The following is an 18,039-nucleotide window of genomic DNA, read 5'->3' on the forward strand; positions in this document are numbered from 1 at the left end:
GTGGCGGGCGCCCGGTGCGGTCACTCGGTGGAGATGGCCTTCAGGACGTCCATCCGCCCGGCGCGCCAGGCGGGCCACAGGGCCGCCAGGACGCCGATCACCGCGGCGATGACCAGGTAGGTGATCAGGGTGCCGTAGGGGACGCTGAGGTGGCTGAGGCCGTCCTCCTTCAGGGCCTGCTGGAGCGCGGCGCCGAACGACACGCCGATGGCGATGCCCAGGACGGCGCCGAACACCGCGATCACGATCGACTCCATCCTGATCATGCGGCGCAGCTGCCGCCGGCTGATCCCGATGGCGCGCAGCAGGCCGATCTCCCGGGTCCGTTCGATCACCGACAGCGCCAGGGTGTTGACCACCCCGACCGCCGCGATGATCACCGACATGACCAGCAGCACGGTGAGGAAGGTGACGAAGGCGTCCACCTGCTGGCGGGCGTTGTCCTTCAGCGCCGCCTGGTCGCGGACCTCCAGGTTGGGCTGGTCGCTCAGCGACCGCTTCAGCGCCTCGAAGGTGGCGGCGTCGGCGTTGTCGGCCTTGATGAACACCGCTCCGACGTTGGGCCGGGCGGCGTGCGCCAGGTGGACCGGCTCGGCGACCAGCCGCGGCCCGACGATGTCGTTCTTGGCGTAGATCCCGGCGACCCGCAGGGTCTGGGACCTGCCGTCGGTGAACTGCACCGGGACCGTGCCGCCGACCTTCCACCCGTTGGCGCGGGCGGTGTCCTCGTCCACCAGGATCCCGTCCCGGCCGGGCTGCAGCGACCCCGACACCAGCCGCAGCCGGGTGGCCTCGGCCAGCGCGGCGGCGTCGCCGGAGGCGTAGCCGGCCCGCTTGCCGTTGATGTTGGCGTTGCCGGTGTAGTACGCGGCGGCGCTGCGCACGCCCGCGGTGGAGCGGACCTTGGTGACCACGTCGGGCCCGACCCGTCCCATGCCGGCGGGCTGGACGATGTAGTCGGCGCCGAACTGCCGGTCGACCTGCGCCTCCACCGAGGTGCGCATGGAGGCGCCCAGCACGTTCACCGTCGTGATCAGCGCCAGGCCGATCATGAGGGCGGCGGCGGTGGCGGCGGTGCGCCGCGGGTTGCGCAGCGCGTTCTGCCGGGCCAGCCGGCCCGGCGCGCCCAGCAGCCGCGCGGCCGGGGCGCCCAGCACCCGCACCACCGGGACGCTGATGACGGGGGCGAGCATCGTCACGCCGAGGAACACCGCGAACGCGCCGACGCCCACCAGCAGCGCCGGGTTGCCGCTCCCGGCCAGCCCGACCGCGATCAGCCCCGCGCCGATCAGGCCCAGCAGGGACCCCAGCGCGATCCGGACCCGCATCGAGCGCCGCGGCATCGCCACGTCGTCCCGCATCGCCGCCACCGGCGGGATCTTGGCGGCGCGGCGGGCCGGGAAGTAGGCCGACAGCACCGTCACCGTGATCCCGACCGCGTACGAGGTGATGATCGGGTTGGCGGTCAGCACCAGCCCCGAGGCGTCGTCGCCCATCATCTGGCCGTTGAGGAGGGAGGCCAGCCCGGCGCCGGCCGCCAGGCCGATGGTGGAGCCGACCACGCCGACCGCGACCGCCTCGCCCAGCACGGCGCGGGTGACCTGGGCGCGGGCGGCGCCGATCGCGCGCAGCAGCGCCAGCTCCCGGGTGCGCTGGGCGACCAGCATGGAGAAGGTGTTGAAGATGATGAACGCCCCGACGAAGATCGAGATCAGTGCGAACACCAGCAGGAACGTGCGGAAGAAGGTCATGAACCCGGCGACGTCGCTCTTGGCGTCCTCGCGCATCTGGGTGCCGGTGATGGCCTCCAGGTTCGCCGGGAGCACCTTGGCGACCCGGTCGCGCAGCACCGTCTCGCTCACACCGGTGGTGTCGACCTGGATGTCGGTGAAGTAGCCGGGCCGCAGCAGCAGCCGCTGCGCGGTGGCGGTGTCGAAGGCGGTGATGCTGGCGCCCATCATGTCGCCGGTGTCCATCAGCCCGACGACCTTGGGCTTCACCGAGGTGCCCGCGGTGACGACGTGGACGGTGTCGCCGATGCCCGCCTTGGCGCGCTCGGCGGTCACGGTGTCCAGCGCGACCTCGGCCGGGCCGTTGGGCGCCCGCCCCGACGCCAGGTCGTAGTCGCCGGCCGGGGTCCAGTTGACGCCCAGCTGCGGCGGCCCCTGCCCGCCCAGGACCTTGCCGTCGGGGCCGACCACCGCGGCGTACCCGGTGACGTTCCCGATCGGGTTCTTGACGCCCTCCACGCGCTTGAGCGTGTCGATCAGCGAGGCGGGGACGGGTTCGGCGGACTGCCCGTCGGCGTTGGAGCCCTCCACGACCTCCTTGGCCCGCACGTCGACGGCCACGCCCTTGCCGATGCCGTTGAACAGATCGTCGAACTGCCGGTTCATCGTGTCGGTGAAGATCAGCGTGCCGGACACGAACGCCACGCCGAGGATCACCGCGACCGCGGTGAGGACCAGCCGGATCTTGTGCGCCGCCAGGTTGCGGAGCGTGACCTTGGCCATCATCGGGCCGCGACCCCCGGCAGCTCGAAACCCTTCATGCGCTCGAGCACCCGGTCGGCGGTCGGCTCGGTCATGGTGTCGACGATCTGCCCGTCGGTCAGGAACACCACCTGGTCGGCGTAGGCGGCCGCGGACGGGTCATGGGTGACCATCACGATGGTCTGCCCCATGCTCCGGACCGACTCGCGCAGGAACCCCAGCACCTCGGCGCCCGACCGGGAGTCGAGGTTGCCGGTCGGCTCGTCGGCGAAGATGATGTCCGGCCTGGAGGCCAGCGCCCGCGCGCACGCCACCCGCTGCTGCTGGCCGCCCGACAGCTCGCTGGGACGGTGCCGCAGCCGCGGCCGCAGCCCCACGGTGTCGATCACCTGGTCGAGCCAGGCCTTGTCGGGCTTGCGCCCGGCGATGTCCATCGGCAGGGTGATGTTCTCCAGCGCGGTGAGCGTGGGCACCAGGTTGAACGCCTGGAAGATGAACCCGACCTTGTCGCGGCGCAGCCGGGTCAGCTGCTTGTCCTTGAGCCCGGTGAGCTCCACCTCGCCGATGTAGACCTCCCCGGAGTCCACCGAGTCCAGGCCCGCCATGCAGTGCATCAGCGTGGACTTCCCGGACCCGGAGGGACCCATGATCGCGGTGAAACGGCCGCGGGGGATGCCCAGGCTCACCCCGTCCAGGGCGATGACCTTGGCGTCCCCGGAGCCGTAGACCTTCTCGACCCGCTGGGCCCGCGCGGCGAAATCGCCCGCCCCCGGCGCGGAATGCGCGTCAGCGGTCTCTCGGGCGGTGTTCGTCACTGTGAACTCCCCTGTCTGTTCGTCGATGAGGCCGGTGGAAACCACCGGGTGAAGCCGTTCGTTGTAGCGGTGTGGTGCTCGTGCGGGGCCGCGGATAGCGGCCGGGTGCCGCCCGCGCCGCCTGCCGGTACGCGAGGAGGGCCGCCGCCCCCGTGCGGCGATCCCTCGCATACAGAACATTAGGAGGCGGGCGGCCCCAGCGGATGACCCCCAGGAATGGACTTCTCGCTCCGCCGTATGCACGAGGGAGGGCCCGGCGATCGTTCTTGCGGAGTAGGGGAGGGCCCGCCCGGGGGAGCCCGCCCCTCAGGGACGACCCCGGCCCGCGACCCTGACATCCCGGCTCCGACCTGCGCGGACGCCGTCGGGTCCCGGTGCCGCCGGCGGCCGCGGTGATCAGGGGCGCCGCCAGGGCCGTCCCGCGGGAGGCGGACCGCACCTGGTCCTCACGACGGAGGAACGGTCCCAGGGGCCGAGACGCGCCCGCGGCCTGGACCGGCCACACCGAACGCACGCTCTGGGCCCCGCGCCCACGGGCCGCACGACCGGAACGGCGGTACGGGCCCGCGCCCCGAACCCGCCGGGCCCGGCACGGCACCGCGACGGGGACGAAGCCGGCGACCGGGAGCCGGACGCAGCCGGATCAGACCTGGAGACGTGACCGGCGCAGGGGCCGCGCAGGATCGGGGACCGTCAGGACCGGGGGACCGGGGGCGGTCAGGACTGGCCGGGGCGGCTCAACCCGGTCTCGTAGGCGTACACCACGGCCTGCACCCGGTCGCGCAGCCCCAACTTGGCCAGCACGTTCCCCACGTGCGTCTTCACCGTGGTCTCGCTCACCACCAGCTCCCTGGCGATCTCGGCGTTGGACTGCCCCCGCGCCACATGCGTGAGGACCTCCCGCTCCCGCTCGGTCAGGGTGTCCAGGCCGGGCGGGGGCGAGGCGTCCCGGATCGCGGGCAGCCGGGTGGCGAACTTGTCCAGCAGCCGCCGCGTCACGCTCGGCGCCACGATCGCGTCCCCCGCCGCCACGATCCGGATCGCCTGGACCAGATCCTCGGGCGGGGAGTCCTTCAGCAGGAACCCGCTGGCGCCCGCCCGCACCGCCTCGATCACGTACTCGTCCAGATCGAAGGTCGTCAGGATCAGCACCTTCGGATCGTGCGAGGCCGCGCCCTCCCGGATGATCCGCCGGGTCGCCTCGATCCCGTCCATGCCCGGCATCCGGATGTCCATCAGCACCACGTCCGGCAGCAGCGACCGGGTCGTCTCCACCGCGACGGCTCCGTCACCGGCCTCGCCCACCACCGCGATGTCGGACTCGGCCTCCAGGATCAGCCGGAACCCGGTCCGCAGCAGCGGCTGGTCGTCCACCAGCAGCACCCGCACCGTTCCCACCGCCCCGCTCGCCGGCCCGCCGTCCATCGCTCCGCCGCTCATCGCGCCACCGCTCATCGTCTGGTCCCGCCCGTTCCGGGCCGCCGCCCCTGCCATCGGATCCCAATCTATGCCCCCGGTCCGCACCGCCGGGGCCTACGCCTCCAGAGGGAACCGGGCGCGCACCCCGAACCCCCCGCCCACCCGCGGACCGATCCGCAGCTCACCGCCGTACAGCGCGACCCGCTCGTACATGCCGACCAGGCCGTGCCCGGGACGGTCCCCGTTGTCGGCCATGATCGTCGCCGTGCCGCGGCCGTCGTCCTCGATCTCCACGGTCAGGTCCTCGGCGGTGTAGCGCAGCCGCACCCACGCCCGCGCCTGCGGGCCGGCGTGCTTGAGGGTGTTGGTCAGCGCCTCCTGGATCAGCCGGAAGGCCGCCACGTCCACGCCGGGCGACGGCGTGCGCGCCTCCCCCTCCACCCACAGCTGCACCGACAGGCCGGTGTCGCGGACATGGTCCAGCAGCTCGCCCAGATCGCCCAGGCCCGGCTGCGGCGCCAGCTCCCCGCCCGCGGTCTCGGGATCGCGCTCGGTGCGCAGCACGCCCACGATCCGCCGCATCTCGCTGAGCGCGGTCCGCCCGACCTCCTCGATCGTCGTCATCGCCTCCCGGGCCCCGGCCGGATGCCGGTCCAGGATGCGCCGCGCCGCACCCGCCTGCACCGTCATCACGCTCACGTGGTGGGCCACCACGTCGTGCAGCTCCCGCGCGATCCGCGACCGCTCCTCCACCCGCGCCGCCCGCGCGTCGGTGCCCCGCGCCCGCTCCAGCCGCGCCGCCCGATCCTCCAGCTCGGCGAAATAGGCGCGCCGCAGCCGCAGGTTGCGGCCCAGCACCCACACCCCGATCACCAGCGCGTTGTCGGTCATGAACGACATCAGCCCCAGATCGGTGGGGAAGGTCAGCAGGAACCCGTTCAGCGCGACCAGCGACACCAGCCCGCCCAGCGCGCTGATCGCCAGCCCCCGGTGCGCCGCCACGCCGTAGGTCGCGATCAGGTACGCGGCGAAGTCGGGCACCGTCGGCGGATAGTTCCACACCGTGATCAGCGTCTGGCCCGCCACGATCGCGCACAGCGTCAGCAGCGGCCGGGTCCTGCGGAAGCTCAGCGTCATCGTGACGCCGACGACCAGCGCCAGATGCCGCGCGTCGGTCCCGGCGTACAGCTCGTCCAGGCCGCGGGGGAGATCCTCCAGGTACAGCTGCGGCAACCCCACCAGCAGCAACGCCAGCGCCAGGACGGCGTCGGAGGCCTGCGGGCGCGCGTCGAACCAGGCGCGGCAGGCGTGAAGACCACTGATGCGGGGTGACACAACACTCACCCTAGGAGTCCGCACCAGGTCATGAGCCCTCCTGCACGCGGATCCGCGATCCTCCGCAAGGAGGACCCGGACCCGGCGTCCGCTCGCCGGACCGGGGCAGAGCGGATGCTACTCCGAGCCCATGCCGCCCGGCGCATCGGCGGCCCCGCCGAGGTCAGCGAGGGTGAGCCCGGCCAGGACACCGCACGCCGGGCCGATCCGGACACCCCCGCCGCGCCCGCGGCCGCCACGACCCCACGCGACACGAACGGGAGCGACACCGCCGCGAGCTCGGCCGCCACGAGCGCAGGAAACGCGAACGAAGAAGACGCGGACACGGACGAGCGCGAGAGCGACGCCGACACCGCCACGGTCGGCGTGGGCGGAGGAGACCCGGGCGAAGGAGACGCGGGGGGCGGCGGCGTCAGAGGTCGTCCCGTTCGCGGGACACCGGCTCCAGGTCGGCCGGCGACGGACGGTCGGCCGGGGGCGCCTCCGGGAGCGGCGGCGGAGTGCCGCCGAACCCCGGGCACCGCTCCCGGTGATCGCACCAGTCGCACAACCGGCTGGTGCGATGCCGCCACTCACCGGTCTCCATCGCCCGCCGGATCGCCGCCCACAACGCCTCCACCTTGCGCTCGGTCGCCCGCAGATCGGCCTCGTCGGGCTCGTACCGCAGCACCTCGCCGTTGCCCAGGTACATCAGCTGCAGCAGCCGCGGCACCCGGCCCTGCCGCCGCCACAGCACCAGCGCGTAGAACTTCATCTGGAACAGCGCCCGCGCCTCGAAATCGGCGCGCGGCGCCGTGCCGGTCTTGTAGTCCACGATCCGCACGTCACCCGAGGGCGCCACGTCCACCCGGTCGATGTAGCCGCGCAGCTTCAGCCCCGACTCCAGCACCGTCTCCACGAACAGCTCCCGCTCGGCCGGCTCCAGCCGCCGCGGATCCTCCAGCGTGAAGTACCGCTCCACCATCTCGCGCGCCTGCGCCAGCCACGCCTCCCGCTCGGCCGCCCCCGCCTCCCCCTCGGCGAACAGCGACGCCAGCTCCGGCTCGGCCGCCAGCAGCCGCTCCCACTGCGGCGCCAGCAACCCCACCGCCTCGCCCGCCGTGCGCCGCCCGGCGGGCAGGTCGTACAACCGCTCCAGCACCGCGTGCACCAGCGTGCCCCGCACCTGCGCCTGGCTGGGCCGCTCCGGAATCCGGTCGATCACCCGGAACCGGTACAGCAGCGGGCACGTCATGAAGTCGCCCGCCCGCGACGGCGACAGCGAACCGGCCACCGCCGGCGCCGCCGTGGTCTGCCCGCTCGCCTCACGGCCCGCATCGGTGGTCGTCATGGCACAGCAGACTAGGGGACGCCCCCGACGAAACCCACGACGGCGGAGACCGCGCCCCTCCACCAGACGATCACCGCCGCCGGGGCCGTAGCATCGAGGACGTGGCAGACACCGCACCCCCGACCGACGGCACCAAGAGCGCCGGCCCCACCGGCACCGGCGCACCCCCGGAACCGGACCGGCCCGGCGGCCGGGGACGGCCCCCCGGAGCCGCCGCCGGACCCGGCCTCTACATCGGCCGCCCCTTCGGCGTGCCCGTCTTCGTCTCGCCCAGCTGGTTCCTGGTCGCCGTCGTCGTCACCGTGATGTTCGAGGGCCAGGTCCACGGCGTCGTCGCCCGCCCCGCCAGCTTCGCCGTCGCCTTCGCCTACGCGGTGCTGCTGTACGCCTCGGTGTTCGTGCACGAGCTCAGCCACGCCGTCACCGCCCGCGTCCTCGGCCTGCCCGTCCGCTCGGTCGTCCTGCACATCCTGGGCGGCGAGACCGCCATCGAACGCGAGGCGCCCACCCCCGGCCGCGAGTTCCTCATCGCCTTCGCCGGCCCGGTCACCAACCTCGTCCTGGCCGGGCTCGGCCTGCTGGCCCGCCTGCTGGTCCCGATGCCCGAGGTCGCCCTCCTGCTGGTGGACGCCCTCACCTTCGCCAACCTGCTCGTCGGCGTGTTCAACCTGCTGCCCGGACTGCCCCTGGACGGCGGCCGCCTCGTCCGCGCCGCCGTCTGGAAGATCACCGGCCGGGCCCGCAACGGCGCCGTCGTCGCCGGCTGGGTCGGCCGCGGCGTCGCCGTCCTCTGCCTGGTCGCCGGCGCCTTCATGGCCACCTACCCCACCGGCGGCCAGAACACCGGGTTCGGCTGGCTCGCCCTGTTGTGGACGGCCCTGGTCGCCTCCTTCATCTGGGTCGGCGCCTCCCAGGCCCTGCGCGCCGAGAAGGTCCGCGACCGCATCCCCACCCTGCTCGCCCGCCGCCTGGCCCGCCGCGCCACCCTCGTCACCGCCGACGTCCCCCTCGCCGAGGCCATCCGCCGCGCCCACGAGCAGCGCGCCGGAGCCCTGGTGATCGTCGACCACGACGGCCGCCCCCGCGGCCTGGTCAGCGAGAAGGCCGTCACCGCCACCCCCGAGCAGCGCCGCCCCTGGATCGAGGTCGGCGAACTGTCCCGCGGCGTCGACGACGACCTCACCCTCCCCGCCGACCTGGCCGGCGAGGACCTCATCGTCGCGCTGCGCCGCGCCCCCGCCTCCGAGTACCTCCTCCTCGAGCCCGACGGCCGCGTCTACGGCGTCCTGGCCGCCGCCGACGTCGACCGCGCCTTCGCCGGCATCTGACCAGCCTGAGCGGTGCCCAGGGCCCGCTAGCCTTGACGACCATGAGCGAACCCACCCCGCCGACCACCCCCGCAGGCACCGGCCGCATCCCGCACGGCCCCTTCCGCCCCGGCGACCAGGTTCAGCTCACCGACCCCAAGGGCCGCATCAACACCATCACCCTCCAGTCCGGCAAGGACTACCACTCCCACAAGGGCTCCATCGCCCACGACGACATCATCGGCAGCCCCGAGGGCTCGGTCTTCCGCTCCAGCGGCGGCACCGACTACCTCGCCTTCCGCCCCCTGCTCTCCGACTTCGCCGTGCGGATGCCCCGCGGCGCCGCCGTCGTCTACCCCAAGGACGCCGCCCAGATCGTCGGCATGGCCGACATCTTCCCCGGCGCCCGCGTCGTGGAGGCCGGCGCCGGCTCGGGCGCCCTCACCTGCTTCCTGCTGCGCGCCGTCGGCGAACGCGGCCTGGTCTCCTCCTACGAACGCCGCCCCGACTTCGCCGACATCGCCCGCGCCAACGTCGAGAAGTTCTTCGGCGGCCCCCACCCGGCCTGGCGCCTGACCGTCGGCTCCCTCGAGGACGCCCTCGCCGAGACCGAGGTCGACCGGGTCGTCCTCGACATGCTCGCCCCCTGGGAATGCATCGACCCCGTCGCCAAGGCCCTCATCCCCGGCGGCATGGTCTGCGCCTACATCGCCACCACCACCCAGATGTCGCGGGTCGTGGAGGAACTGCGCGGCCACGGCGCCTTCGCCGAGCCCTACGCCTTCGAGACGCTCCTGCGCTCCTGGCACGTGGAGGGCCTGGCCGTGCGGCCCGACCACCGCATGGTCGGCCACACCGGCTTCCTGGTCACCGCCCGCCGCCTCGCCGACGGCGTCACACCGCCCCTGCGGCGCCGCCGCCCCGCCAAGGGCGCCCCCATCTCCGGCACGCCCGCCGCCCCCGGCACCGCGGACGACGGCGGCGCCCAGAGTGCCCCGAGCGCCGAGGGCGCCCCGAGCCCGGCCGCGGCGGACCTGGACGCCGCCACGGGCCACAGCGCCGAAGACTGAACACCGCGCACCCGCCGCTGCCGAACCCCGGCCCGGGGCGCCTGCCCGGCGGCGCGCCCGGACGCGCCGTCCCGAGGCGAACGGGCCCCCGAAACGGGAACAGGCCACCAAAACGGGGCATTACGCCCAGCGGCGCGCCCGAAACCCAGCGAGTCATAGATCACATTCGCGACCCCGCGCGACCGCCCCAGACCCCCGCCCCCACACCCCGCGCCATCTCTTAACAGGAAATTCACACCACCCCCCACACCACGACACCACCCCTCCCACCAGGCACGAAAACGTCCGAACCACCGCCACCACACGAACGGACCCGCCGCCTACCCGCCCCACGCACCCGCCACGCGCAACCCCGCCGACACCCAACCCGCCCCCTCCGACCAGTGGCGATCCCCCCGCCACGACACGAGTACCGAATGGGCAGGTTACGGAAGCCCTCCAGATAGGTAGGGTCTCAGTAGGTCGTCGGCTCTTCGTGAGGAGGTGACGGGGCGTGGCCGCTCGTGACGATGCTGGGGCGCGCAAGGCGCAGCACGACAAGGAGGTTAGGGACCTCCAAACGCAGGTGTCCTTCCTGGAGGAGGAGATCTCCGTGCTGCGCCGCAAGCTCGCGGAATCCCCGCGCCAAGTACGTGTTCTGGAGGAGCGTCTCCATGAGGCACAGGCCAATCTGGCCGCCGTGACGGGTCAGAACGAGCGTCTCGTGGCGACCCTCAAGGAAGCCCGCGAGCAGATCGTGGCGCTCAAGGAGGAGGTCGACCGGCTGGCACAGCCGCCCTCGGGCTACGGAGTCTTCCTCGAAGCCCGAGACGACGGCACCGTCGACATCTTCACCGGCGGACGCAAACTACGGGTGAACGTCAGCCCGGCCGTCGACATCGAGGAACTCCAGCGTGGCCAGGAGGTCATGCTCAACGAGGCACTCAACGTCGTCGAAGCGCTCAAGTTCGAAGAGCAGGGCGAAGTCGTCATGCTCAAGGAACTCTTCGACGACGGCGAACGAGCACTGGTGATCGCGCACGCCGACGAAGAACGCGTCATCAAGCTCGCCGAGCCGCTGCGCGGCGTACCACTGCGCGCCGGCGACTCGCTCATGCTCGAATCCCGATCCGGATACGCCTACGAGAAGATCCACAAGGCCGAGGTCGAAGAACTCGTCCTCGAAGAGGTCCCCGACATCTCCTACAACGAGATCGGCGGGCTCGGCTCACAGATCGAAATGATCCGCGACGCCGTCGAGCTGCCCTACCTGCACGCGGACCTGTTCCGCGAGCACCAGCTCCGCCCGCCCAAGGGCGTCCTCCTCTACGGACCCCCCGGCTGCGGCAAGACCCTCATCGCCAAGGCCGTCGCCAACTCCCTGGCCAAGCAGGTCGCCGAGAAGACCGGCCAGGAGGGCAAGAGCTTCTTCCTCAACATCAAGGGACCCGAGCTCCTCAACAAGTACGTCGGAGAAACCGAACGCCACATCCGCCTGGTCTTCCAGCGCGCCCGGGAGAAGGCCTCCGCGGGCACCCCGGTCATCGTGTTCTTCGACGAGATGGACTCCATCTTCCGCACCCGCGGATCCGGAGTCTCCTCCGACGTCGAGAACACCATCGTCCCGCAGCTCCTCAGCGAGATCGACGGAGTCGAAGGCCTCGAGAACGTCATCGTCATCGGAGCCTCCAACCGCGAGGACATGATCGACCCCGCGATCCTGCGACCCGGCCGCCTCGACGTCAAGATCAAGATCGAACGACCCGACGCCGAAGCAGCCAAGGACATCTTCTCCAAGTACATCCTCTCCGGACTGCCGCTCCACCCCGACGACGTCAAGGAGCACGGCGGCAACGAGAACGTCACCGTCGACGCCATGATCCAGCGCGTCGTCGAACGGATGTACACCGAAAGCGAGGAGAACCGCTTCCTGGAGGTCACCTACGCCAACGGAGACAAGGAAGTCCTCTACTTCAAGGACTTCAACTCCGGAGCGATGATCCAGAACATCGTCGACCGCGCCAAGAAGATGGCGATCAAGCAGTTCCTCGACACCGGGCAGAAGGGACTGCGCGTCGCGCACCTCCTCGCCGCCTGCGTCGACGAGTTCAGCGAGAACGAAGACCTCCCCAACACCACCAACCCCGACGACTGGGCCCGCATCTCCGGCAAGAAGGGCGAACGGATCGTCTACATCCGCACCCTCGTCTCCGGAAAGCAGGGCGCCGAGGCCGGCCGCTCCATCGACACCGTCGCCAACACCGGCCAGTACCTCTAGCCCCAGCCCCAGACCCCGAGACGACCCCGAGCCCCGACGACAAGCCACACACCCCGACACGCGCCGCGGCGGCCACCCGACACCGGGTGCCCGCCGCGCCGCGTCACACCACCGCGACCCCACCACCCCGCTGCGTCCCCTAGGGTCGACCCCAATGTCTTCCCAGAACCATCAGCACAGCTCAGAGCCCCCGACCCCGGCTCCCACCCCCGCACCGGCCCAACCCGGCCCCACCAGCCCCACCAGCCACGGCGGCGGCCACAGGCGCCTCAGAGAAATCGACCTCCTCCGCTTCCTCGCCGCCCTCGCCGTCCTCCTCTACCACTACACCGGCACCACCGGCGGCCCCTGGGACGACCACAACGCCCGCGAACTGTTCGCCCCCATCTCCCTCGCCACCCAATTCGGCTACCTCGGCGTCGAACTCTTCTTCCTCATCAGCGGATTCGTCATCCTCATGAGCGCATGGGGACGCACCATGGCCGAATTCACCATCTCCCGCATCACCCGCCTCTACCCCGCCTACTGGTTCGCCGTACTCCTCATCGCCGCCCTCTACCTCACCACCGGCCAAGGACGAGGCCGCCCCGAGAACATCATCCCCAACCTCACCATGTTCCAGCAGGGCATGGGCGTACAGAACGCCAGCGGAGTCTTCTGGACCCTCTGGATCGAAATGCACTTCTACGCCCTCATCGCCATCCTCGTCCTCACCGGCATCACCTACCGGCGCTGCATCACCTTCATGGCCACCTGGAGCGTCCTCGCCGTCTTCGCACAAGAAACCGGCGCCGAACCCCTCCAGAAACTCCTCATCCCCGAATACGCCCCCTACTTCGTCGCCGGAATGGCCCTCTACCTCATCCACCGCTTCGGCCCCACACTCCTCCTCTGGGGCTTCACAGCCTTCTCCTGGGCCGCCTCAATCCGCTACGCCCTCCCCATCGCCACCGACACCCCCTACAACATCCCCCCGTCCAACGCCTGGCCCGCCATCCCCATCCTCATCACCCTCACCTACGCCGTCATGGCCCTCGCCGCCACCGGCAAACTCCGCCGCCTCAACTGGCGCGGCTTCGCCACCCTCGGCCTCCTCACCTACCCCACCTACCTCATCCACTACGAACTCGCCCCGCCCCTCGCCGACCTCCTCCACCCCGCACTCCCGCACTGGGCCGCCACCCTCGCCATCACCGCCACCGTCCTCACCACCGCCTACCTCGTCCACCGCCTCATCGAACGACCCCTCGCCGCCTGGCTCAAACCACGCCTCCGCGACTCCTTCACACGCCTGAACATCACCGAACCGACCCGCCACCACGCCGGAACCCCCCACCGCGACACACCGCGAGACAAGCCTCAAGACCCCACGCCCACAAGCGAAACGCAACCCCCGGACCCCACCGCGGAGCACCACGGGCAGGAGCCCCATGGCTCCACCCCCTCGGCCCCGATAGGCTCGACGATATGAGTGTTCGGCGGGTGATGGGCATCGAGACCGAGTACGGCATCTCCGTACCCGGCCAGCCAGGGGCCAACGCGATGGTGACCTCCTCCCAGGTCGTCAACGCCTACCTCGCGGCATCGGCGGCACGGGCGCGAAGGGCCCGATGGGACTTCGAAGAGGAGAACCCACTCCGCGACGCCCGCGGATTCGACCTCGCACGCGAGGTCGCCGACCCCACCCAGCTCACCGACGAAGACCTCGGCCTCGCCAACGTCATCCTCACCAACGGCGCACGCCTCTACGTCGACCACGCCCACCCCGAATACTCCGCACCCGAGTGCACCAACCCCCGCGACGCGGTCATCTGGGACAAAGCCGGAGAACGCGTCATGGCCGACGCCACCCAGCGCGCCGCCATGGTCCCCGGCACCCACCCCATCCAGCTCTACAAGAACAACACCGACAACAAGGGCGCCTCCTACGGCTGCCATGAGAACTACCTCATGCGCCGCGAGACCCCCTTCGCCGACATCGTCCGCCACCTCACCCCCTTCTTCGTCTCCCGCCAGGTCGTCTGCGGCGCCGGCCGCGTCGGCATCGGCGTCGACGGACGCGGCGACGGCTTCCAGATCAGCCAGCGCGCCGACTTCTTCGAAGTCGAGGTCGGCCTCGAGACCACCCTCAAGCGCCCCATCATCAACACCCGCGACGAACCCCACGCCGACCCCGAGAAGTACCGCCGCCTCCACGTCATCATCGGCGACGCCAACATGAGCGAGGTCTCCACCTACCTCAAGCTCGGCACCACCTCACTCGTCCTCGCCATGATCGAAGACGGCTTCCTCACCGTCGACCTCTCCGTCGACATGCCCGTCGCCGCCCTCCGCGCCGTCTCCCACGACCCCGCCTGCAAACACCTGCTCACCCTCCGCGACGGCCGCAAGATGACCGCCGTCCAGCTGCAGATGGAATACCTCGAGCAGTCCCGCAAATACGTCGAGGACCGCTACGGCGCCGACGTCGACGAGATGACCAAGGACGTCCTCGACCGCTGGGAATCGGTCCTGCACCGCCTCGGCGACGACCCCATGCAGCTCTCCCGCGAGCTCGACTGGGTCGCCAAACTCTCCCTCCTCCAGGGCTACCGCGACCGCGACGGCCTGGACTGGTCACACCCGCGCCTGCAGCTGATCGACCTGCAGTACACCGACATCCGGGCCGAGAAGGGCCTCTACAACCGCCTGGTCGCCCGCGACAGGATCGACCGCATCGTCACCGAGCCCGAGGTCCAGGCGGCCATCGAGGACCCGCCAGAGGACACCAGGGCCTACTTCCGGGGCCGCTGCCTGCGCCAGTACGCCGAATCGGTCGCCGCCGCCTCCTGGGACTCGGTCATCTTCGACGTCCCCGGCCGCGAGTCCCTGCAGCGCGTCCCGACCCTCGAGCCCCTGCGCGGCACCAGGCAGCACGTCGGCGCGCTGCTCGACCGCTGCCGCACCGCGGCCGACCTGGTCGCCACACTCACCGGCCAGAACTGAGTCCGCGGCTTATTTGTGACCGGTTTGCCCGTTTCACTGCTTGGCGGACCGGCGATAACCCCACCAGGCCCCCGCGCCGTCGGAGCGACGAAATCCGCTCGACGTCGATGATCGGAGCTAGGCTTGGGGGGACCGGCGAAGTGGGAGGTAAGGATGGCCACGAAGGACAACTCGGGCGGCCAGAAGCAGGCCCCGCGGCGTACCGAAGAGGTCGAGGAGACCCAGGACGCACCCCAGGACGACGTCCAGGAACGCCAGGAAAAGCTCACCGACGACGTCGATTCAATTCTGGATGAAATTGACGAAGTTCTCGAAGAGAACGCAGAGGAATTCGTGCGCTCTTACGTCCAAAAGGGCGGAGAGTAGGGCAAACTGGACATCGGGAATAAGGGAAATTCGAGGAGGTATTCACACTTCTTGATGGCCTGAATCGAAAATCTCTTCTAAGGGCACGGGTGAGGGCGGTAGGGTCGGGGCCGTGTCCGTAAAGGAATGCCGTGATTGCGGCCAAGTCAAGCCCAAGGGCGAGTTCTTCAAGCGCAAGGCTTCCAAGGATGGTCTGGCGCTCTACTGCAAAGATTGCTTCGGTCTGCGCAATGCAGAGAGTCGGAATAGGCGTCGTGTTGAGCAGGGTAAAGAGCCCAAGCCCTATCGTAAGCGCCGTTCGGTTCCTGAAGGGATGAAATATTGTCCTCGATGCGAAGCGGTAAAGTCCGTTCAGGAGTTCGGGCGAAATCGATCCAAAGCCTCCGGGCTGACTGCGTACTGCAGGCCCTGCCACAGCCGGGTGATGCTGGAGATCAAGCGCCAGAAGCATGGCAGCCAGCGCAACTACCTCCTGAAGTTGCGGTACGGCCTGACCGCTGAGCAGGTGGAAGAGCATCGGCAGAGGCAGGGCGGGGTGTGCGTGATATGCCTCCGCAAAGAAGCCTCGCATGTGGACCATTCGCACGAAACGGGCCTGTTTCGTGCATTGCTCTGCTTTCCCTGTAACGGTGCACTGGGGCAGTACGAGGACAACCCCGGGCTCATGCGAGAATCCGCCGCCTACCTCGAGGGGCGGACGCATCACGCCCAGTCGATGCTTCTCGAACTCGGCGTCGCTGTCATAGAAAGGCATGCGCGCAGGCTTGCCTTCACGGGGCGGCTCGTAGACAGGGACGGCGTTCCGATCCGTCGGCTGGGGACGTCGCGTGACGATCGGCTGAGGGCGCGTTACGGCGTCGGGGAAGGTGAGATTGAGGAACTCCTCGCGGTGCAGCGCGGGTTCTGTGCGATCTGCTGTGACAAGGCCGCCGAGAACGTCGATCACGATCATGTGACCGGTGTGGTCAGGGGGCTCCTGTGCGGCGGGTGCAACACCGGAATGGGCCAGCTCGGGGACGACCCGGTGGCTCTCCGGCGCGCCGCGGACTATGTGCAGGGTGCGCTGCTCCGAAGGGTGCCCGCCGACGATGGCGGGGTCCGGCTCTCGTTCACGTTCCCGGACGTGGATCCGGCTACGGTGCCGCTGGGCGGCTGGGAGTCGTATCGGGAGCGGGACGGGGAGCATCGGAGGCTGTGCGCGGAGTTCGAGGAGAGGAAGTTCGAACTCACGCGGCTGCGGCTGGCTGAGGGCGGGCCCGGCTACTGCCGTCGGTGGTCGTTCGGTCCGCGGCGTTCGTCGTTCAGCGAGCGGATCAGGGCGTTGGTGCAGAGTTCGCCGGAGCACTTCGCCTCGAAGATGAGGTGTGTCGAAGGGGGCTTGGCGGCCTCGTCCGAGAGTACCCCGACGTCCATGTGAGGTGATGTGCTGCAGAAATTCACCGCGATGGAGGAGTTTCGAGAGGGCGTGCGCTTCGGCGGCGCCCTCTCGCTTGTTGTGCGGTGACGAGGTCCCGGCGTCTCGAGTTGGCGTCGTTCGTGCCCGAGGGGTGTCGTGCGAAGGATGCGGCTGCGAGGCGTCCTGGAGATCGCGCGCAGGACCGGGGCGGGGCCCGGAGCGGCGTTCAGGTGTCCTGGAGGGAGGTGAGGTGGGCGGCCTGGTGGTTGGCGGTGGTGAGGCCGTTGGGTGGGACGGGGACGCCGGCGAGGCGGCACCAGGCGAAGCCGAGGGCGGCGGTGGCGCCGAGGACGTGGAGGGTGGTGTCGGGGTCGTCGCTGGTGGGGGAGGGCCAGAGGCCGCGGAGGGGGTGGTGGTCGTCGCCGAGGATGTCGGTGAGGAGGGTGCGGAGTTCGGGGTCGAGCCAGCGGCCGACGGGGGTGGCGAGGTCGGGGCGGTAGCCGGCGAGGTCGGCTGCGAGGAGGGCGGTGGCGGCGTGGCGGGGTTCGGTGTGGGTGGCGGGGTCGTGGGGGTCGCCGCAGAGGGGTTGGAGGGCGGTGGCGAGGTCGTAGAAGGCGAGTTGGAGGCGTTCGCCGGGGGCGGAGTCGGCGAAGAGGGTGGCGAAGAGGGGTGCGGGGCAGCGGCTCCGCCATTCGCGTTCGAGGACCTGGTCGCCGTAGGGGAGGGCGCGGTGGTCGAGGGCGGGGTTGCTCTGGAGGGGTTCGATCATGGAGAGGAGGGCGGAGGCGCGGACGCGGAAGCGGGGGTCGTCGCGGAGGGCCTGGGCGGTCATGACCATGCAGCGGATGAGTTGGGCGGCGGCGTCGCCGCGGCCTGCGCGGAGGCGTTCGGCGTAGAGGCCGATGATGGTGTGGAGGGGTGGGGGTGTGAGCCAGCGCAGGTCGGTGGCGTTGGCGGGTTCTGTGGTGGGTTGGGGTGCGAGGTGGGGTTCCCAGTGGTGGATGAGGCCGAGTTCTGGGTCGAAGAGGGGGACGGAGGCGCACCACAGGAGGGTGCTCCAGGTGGCGGCGATGGTGCTGGGGGTGCCGTGGAGGAAGCGGTTCCAGCCGAGGGGGTAGTCGTGGGGTGGTGCTTGGGCGGCTTCGGTGAGGACGGAGCGGAGGCGGTAGGTGAGGGCGCCTGAGACGGGTTTGCCGGTGAGGGCGAGGGGTGGGCCGTAGTCGGTGAGGTAGTCGGCGCCGGTGGGGAGTATTTCGGCGGGGATGGG

General features: G+C 70.7%; 13 protein-coding genes. 7 read left to right on the top strand and 6 right to left on the bottom strand.

Going from position 1 to position 18,039, the window contains the following annotated elements:
- Nucleotides 1–20 precede the first annotated feature (20 nt).
- The 5 genes from ACFPZN_RS52760 to ACFPZN_RS52780 form a co-directional block, all read right to left on the bottom strand.
- A complete protein-coding gene (locus tag ACFPZN_RS52760) occupies nucleotides 21–2,516 on the bottom strand; it encodes an ABC transporter permease (protein ID WP_378292324.1) in 2,496 nt (831 codons plus the stop codon).
- Nucleotides 2,513–3,307: an ABC transporter ATP-binding protein gene (locus ACFPZN_RS52765; RefSeq protein ID WP_378292326.1), complete on the bottom strand. Its 795-nt coding sequence runs from the start codon at nucleotides 3,305–3,307 to the stop codon at nucleotides 2,513–2,515. Before ACFPZN_RS52765 ends, ACFPZN_RS52760 begins: the two co-directional genes overlap by 4 nt.
- A 717-nt stretch (nucleotides 3,308–4,024) precedes the next feature.
- The gene (locus tag ACFPZN_RS52770) at nucleotides 4,025–4,732 is read right to left on the bottom strand and encodes a response regulator (protein WP_378292350.1); all 708 of its coding nucleotides are present in this window, start codon (nucleotides 4,730–4,732) and stop codon (nucleotides 4,025–4,027) included.
- Nucleotides 4,733–4,840: 108 nt separating this feature from the next.
- On the bottom strand, nucleotides 4,841–6,061 hold the full coding sequence (locus ACFPZN_RS52775) for a sensor histidine kinase (RefSeq protein ID WP_378292328.1): 1,221 nt from the start codon (nucleotides 6,059–6,061) through the stop codon (nucleotides 4,841–4,843).
- Nucleotides 6,062–6,473: 412 nt separating this feature from the next.
- Nucleotides 6,474–7,391 (bottom strand): RecB family exonuclease, encoded by a 918-nt coding sequence (locus tag ACFPZN_RS52780; RefSeq protein ID WP_378292330.1) that lies wholly within the window; start codon nucleotides 7,389–7,391, stop codon nucleotides 6,474–6,476.
- Between the two features lie 101 nt (nucleotides 7,392–7,492).
- Here ACFPZN_RS52780 and ACFPZN_RS52785 point away from each other — a divergent pair, with 101 nt between their 5' ends.
- The 7 genes from ACFPZN_RS52785 (at nucleotide 7,493) to ACFPZN_RS52815 (ending at nucleotide 16,793) form a co-directional block, all read left to right on the top strand.
- Nucleotides 7,493–8,719: a site-2 protease family protein gene (locus tag ACFPZN_RS52785; protein ID WP_378292332.1), complete on the top strand. Its 1,227-nt coding sequence runs from the start codon at nucleotides 7,493–7,495 to the stop codon at nucleotides 8,717–8,719.
- A 41-nt stretch (nucleotides 8,720–8,760) separates the two neighbouring features.
- Nucleotides 8,761–9,768 carry a tRNA (adenine-N1)-methyltransferase gene (locus tag ACFPZN_RS52790; protein ID WP_378292334.1) on the top strand — a complete coding sequence of 336 codons (1,008 nt, stop codon included), beginning with the start codon at nucleotides 8,761–8,763 and terminating at the stop codon, nucleotides 9,766–9,768.
- A gap of 493 nt (nucleotides 9,769–10,261) precedes the next feature.
- Nucleotides 10,262–12,025 carry a proteasome ATPase gene (gene arc / locus ACFPZN_RS52795; protein WP_378292337.1) on the top strand — a complete coding sequence of 588 codons (1,764 nt, stop codon included), beginning with the start codon at nucleotides 10,262–10,264 and terminating at the stop codon, nucleotides 12,023–12,025.
- Nucleotides 12,026–12,179: 154 nt separating this feature from the next.
- Complete coding sequence (locus ACFPZN_RS52800) at nucleotides 12,180–13,496, top strand: acyltransferase family protein (RefSeq protein WP_378292339.1); 1,317 nt, start codon at nucleotides 12,180–12,182, stop codon at nucleotides 13,494–13,496.
- Nucleotides 13,493–15,010: a depupylase/deamidase Dop gene (gene dop / locus ACFPZN_RS52805; RefSeq protein ID WP_378292342.1), complete on the top strand. Its 1,518-nt coding sequence runs from the start codon at nucleotides 13,493–13,495 to the stop codon at nucleotides 15,008–15,010. Before ACFPZN_RS52800 ends, dop begins: the two co-directional genes overlap by 4 nt.
- A gap of 153 nt (nucleotides 15,011–15,163) precedes the next feature.
- Complete coding sequence (locus tag ACFPZN_RS52810) at nucleotides 15,164–15,376, top strand: ubiquitin-like protein Pup (RefSeq protein ID WP_378292344.1); 213 nt, start codon at nucleotides 15,164–15,166, stop codon at nucleotides 15,374–15,376.
- Nucleotides 15,377–15,800: 424 nt separating this feature from the next.
- The gene (locus tag ACFPZN_RS52815) at nucleotides 15,801–16,793 is read left to right on the top strand and encodes an endonuclease VII domain-containing protein (RefSeq protein ID WP_378292346.1); all 993 of its coding nucleotides are present in this window, start codon (nucleotides 15,801–15,803) and stop codon (nucleotides 16,791–16,793) included.
- A 205-nt stretch (nucleotides 16,794–16,998) separates the two neighbouring features.
- On the opposite strand, the gene ACFPZN_RS52820 is transcribed toward ACFPZN_RS52815, so the two are convergent.
- On the bottom strand, nucleotides 16,999–18,039 hold a 1,041-nt coding region (locus ACFPZN_RS52820), incomplete at its 5' end, for a hypothetical protein (RefSeq protein WP_378292348.1).

Source organism: Actinomadura rugatobispora, from assembly GCF_042656285.1.
Taxonomy (GTDB): Bacteria; Actinomycetota; Actinomycetes; order Streptosporangiales; family Streptosporangiaceae; genus Spirillospora; species Spirillospora rugatobispora.

Bases quoted from the DNA above. Each gene is read 5' to 3' on its own strand.
- ACFPZN_RS52760 (WP_378292324.1), bottom strand. From the start codon at position 2,516: ATGATGGCCAAGGTCACGCTCCGCAACCTGGCGGCGCACAAGATCCGG.
- ACFPZN_RS52770 (WP_378292350.1), bottom strand. From the start codon at position 4,732: ATGGACGGCGGGCCGGCGAGCGGGGCGGTGGGAACGGTGCGGGTGCTG.
- ACFPZN_RS52780 (WP_378292330.1), bottom strand. From the start codon at position 7,391: ATGACGACCACCGATGCGGGCCGTGAGGCGAGCGGGCAGACCACGGCG.
- ACFPZN_RS52790 (WP_378292334.1), top strand. From the start codon at position 8,761: ATGAGCGAACCCACCCCGCCGACCACCCCCGCAGGCACCGGCCGCATC.
- ACFPZN_RS52800 (WP_378292339.1), top strand. From the start codon at position 12,180: ATGTCTTCCCAGAACCATCAGCACAGCTCAGAGCCCCCGACCCCGGCT.
- dop (WP_378292342.1), top strand. From the start codon at position 13,493: ATGAGTGTTCGGCGGGTGATGGGCATCGAGACCGAGTACGGCATCTCC.
- ACFPZN_RS52810 (WP_378292344.1), top strand. From the start codon at position 15,164: ATGGCCACGAAGGACAACTCGGGCGGCCAGAAGCAGGCCCCGCGGCGT.
- ACFPZN_RS52815 (WP_378292346.1), top strand. From the start codon at position 15,801: ATGCTGGAGATCAAGCGCCAGAAGCATGGCAGCCAGCGCAACTACCTC.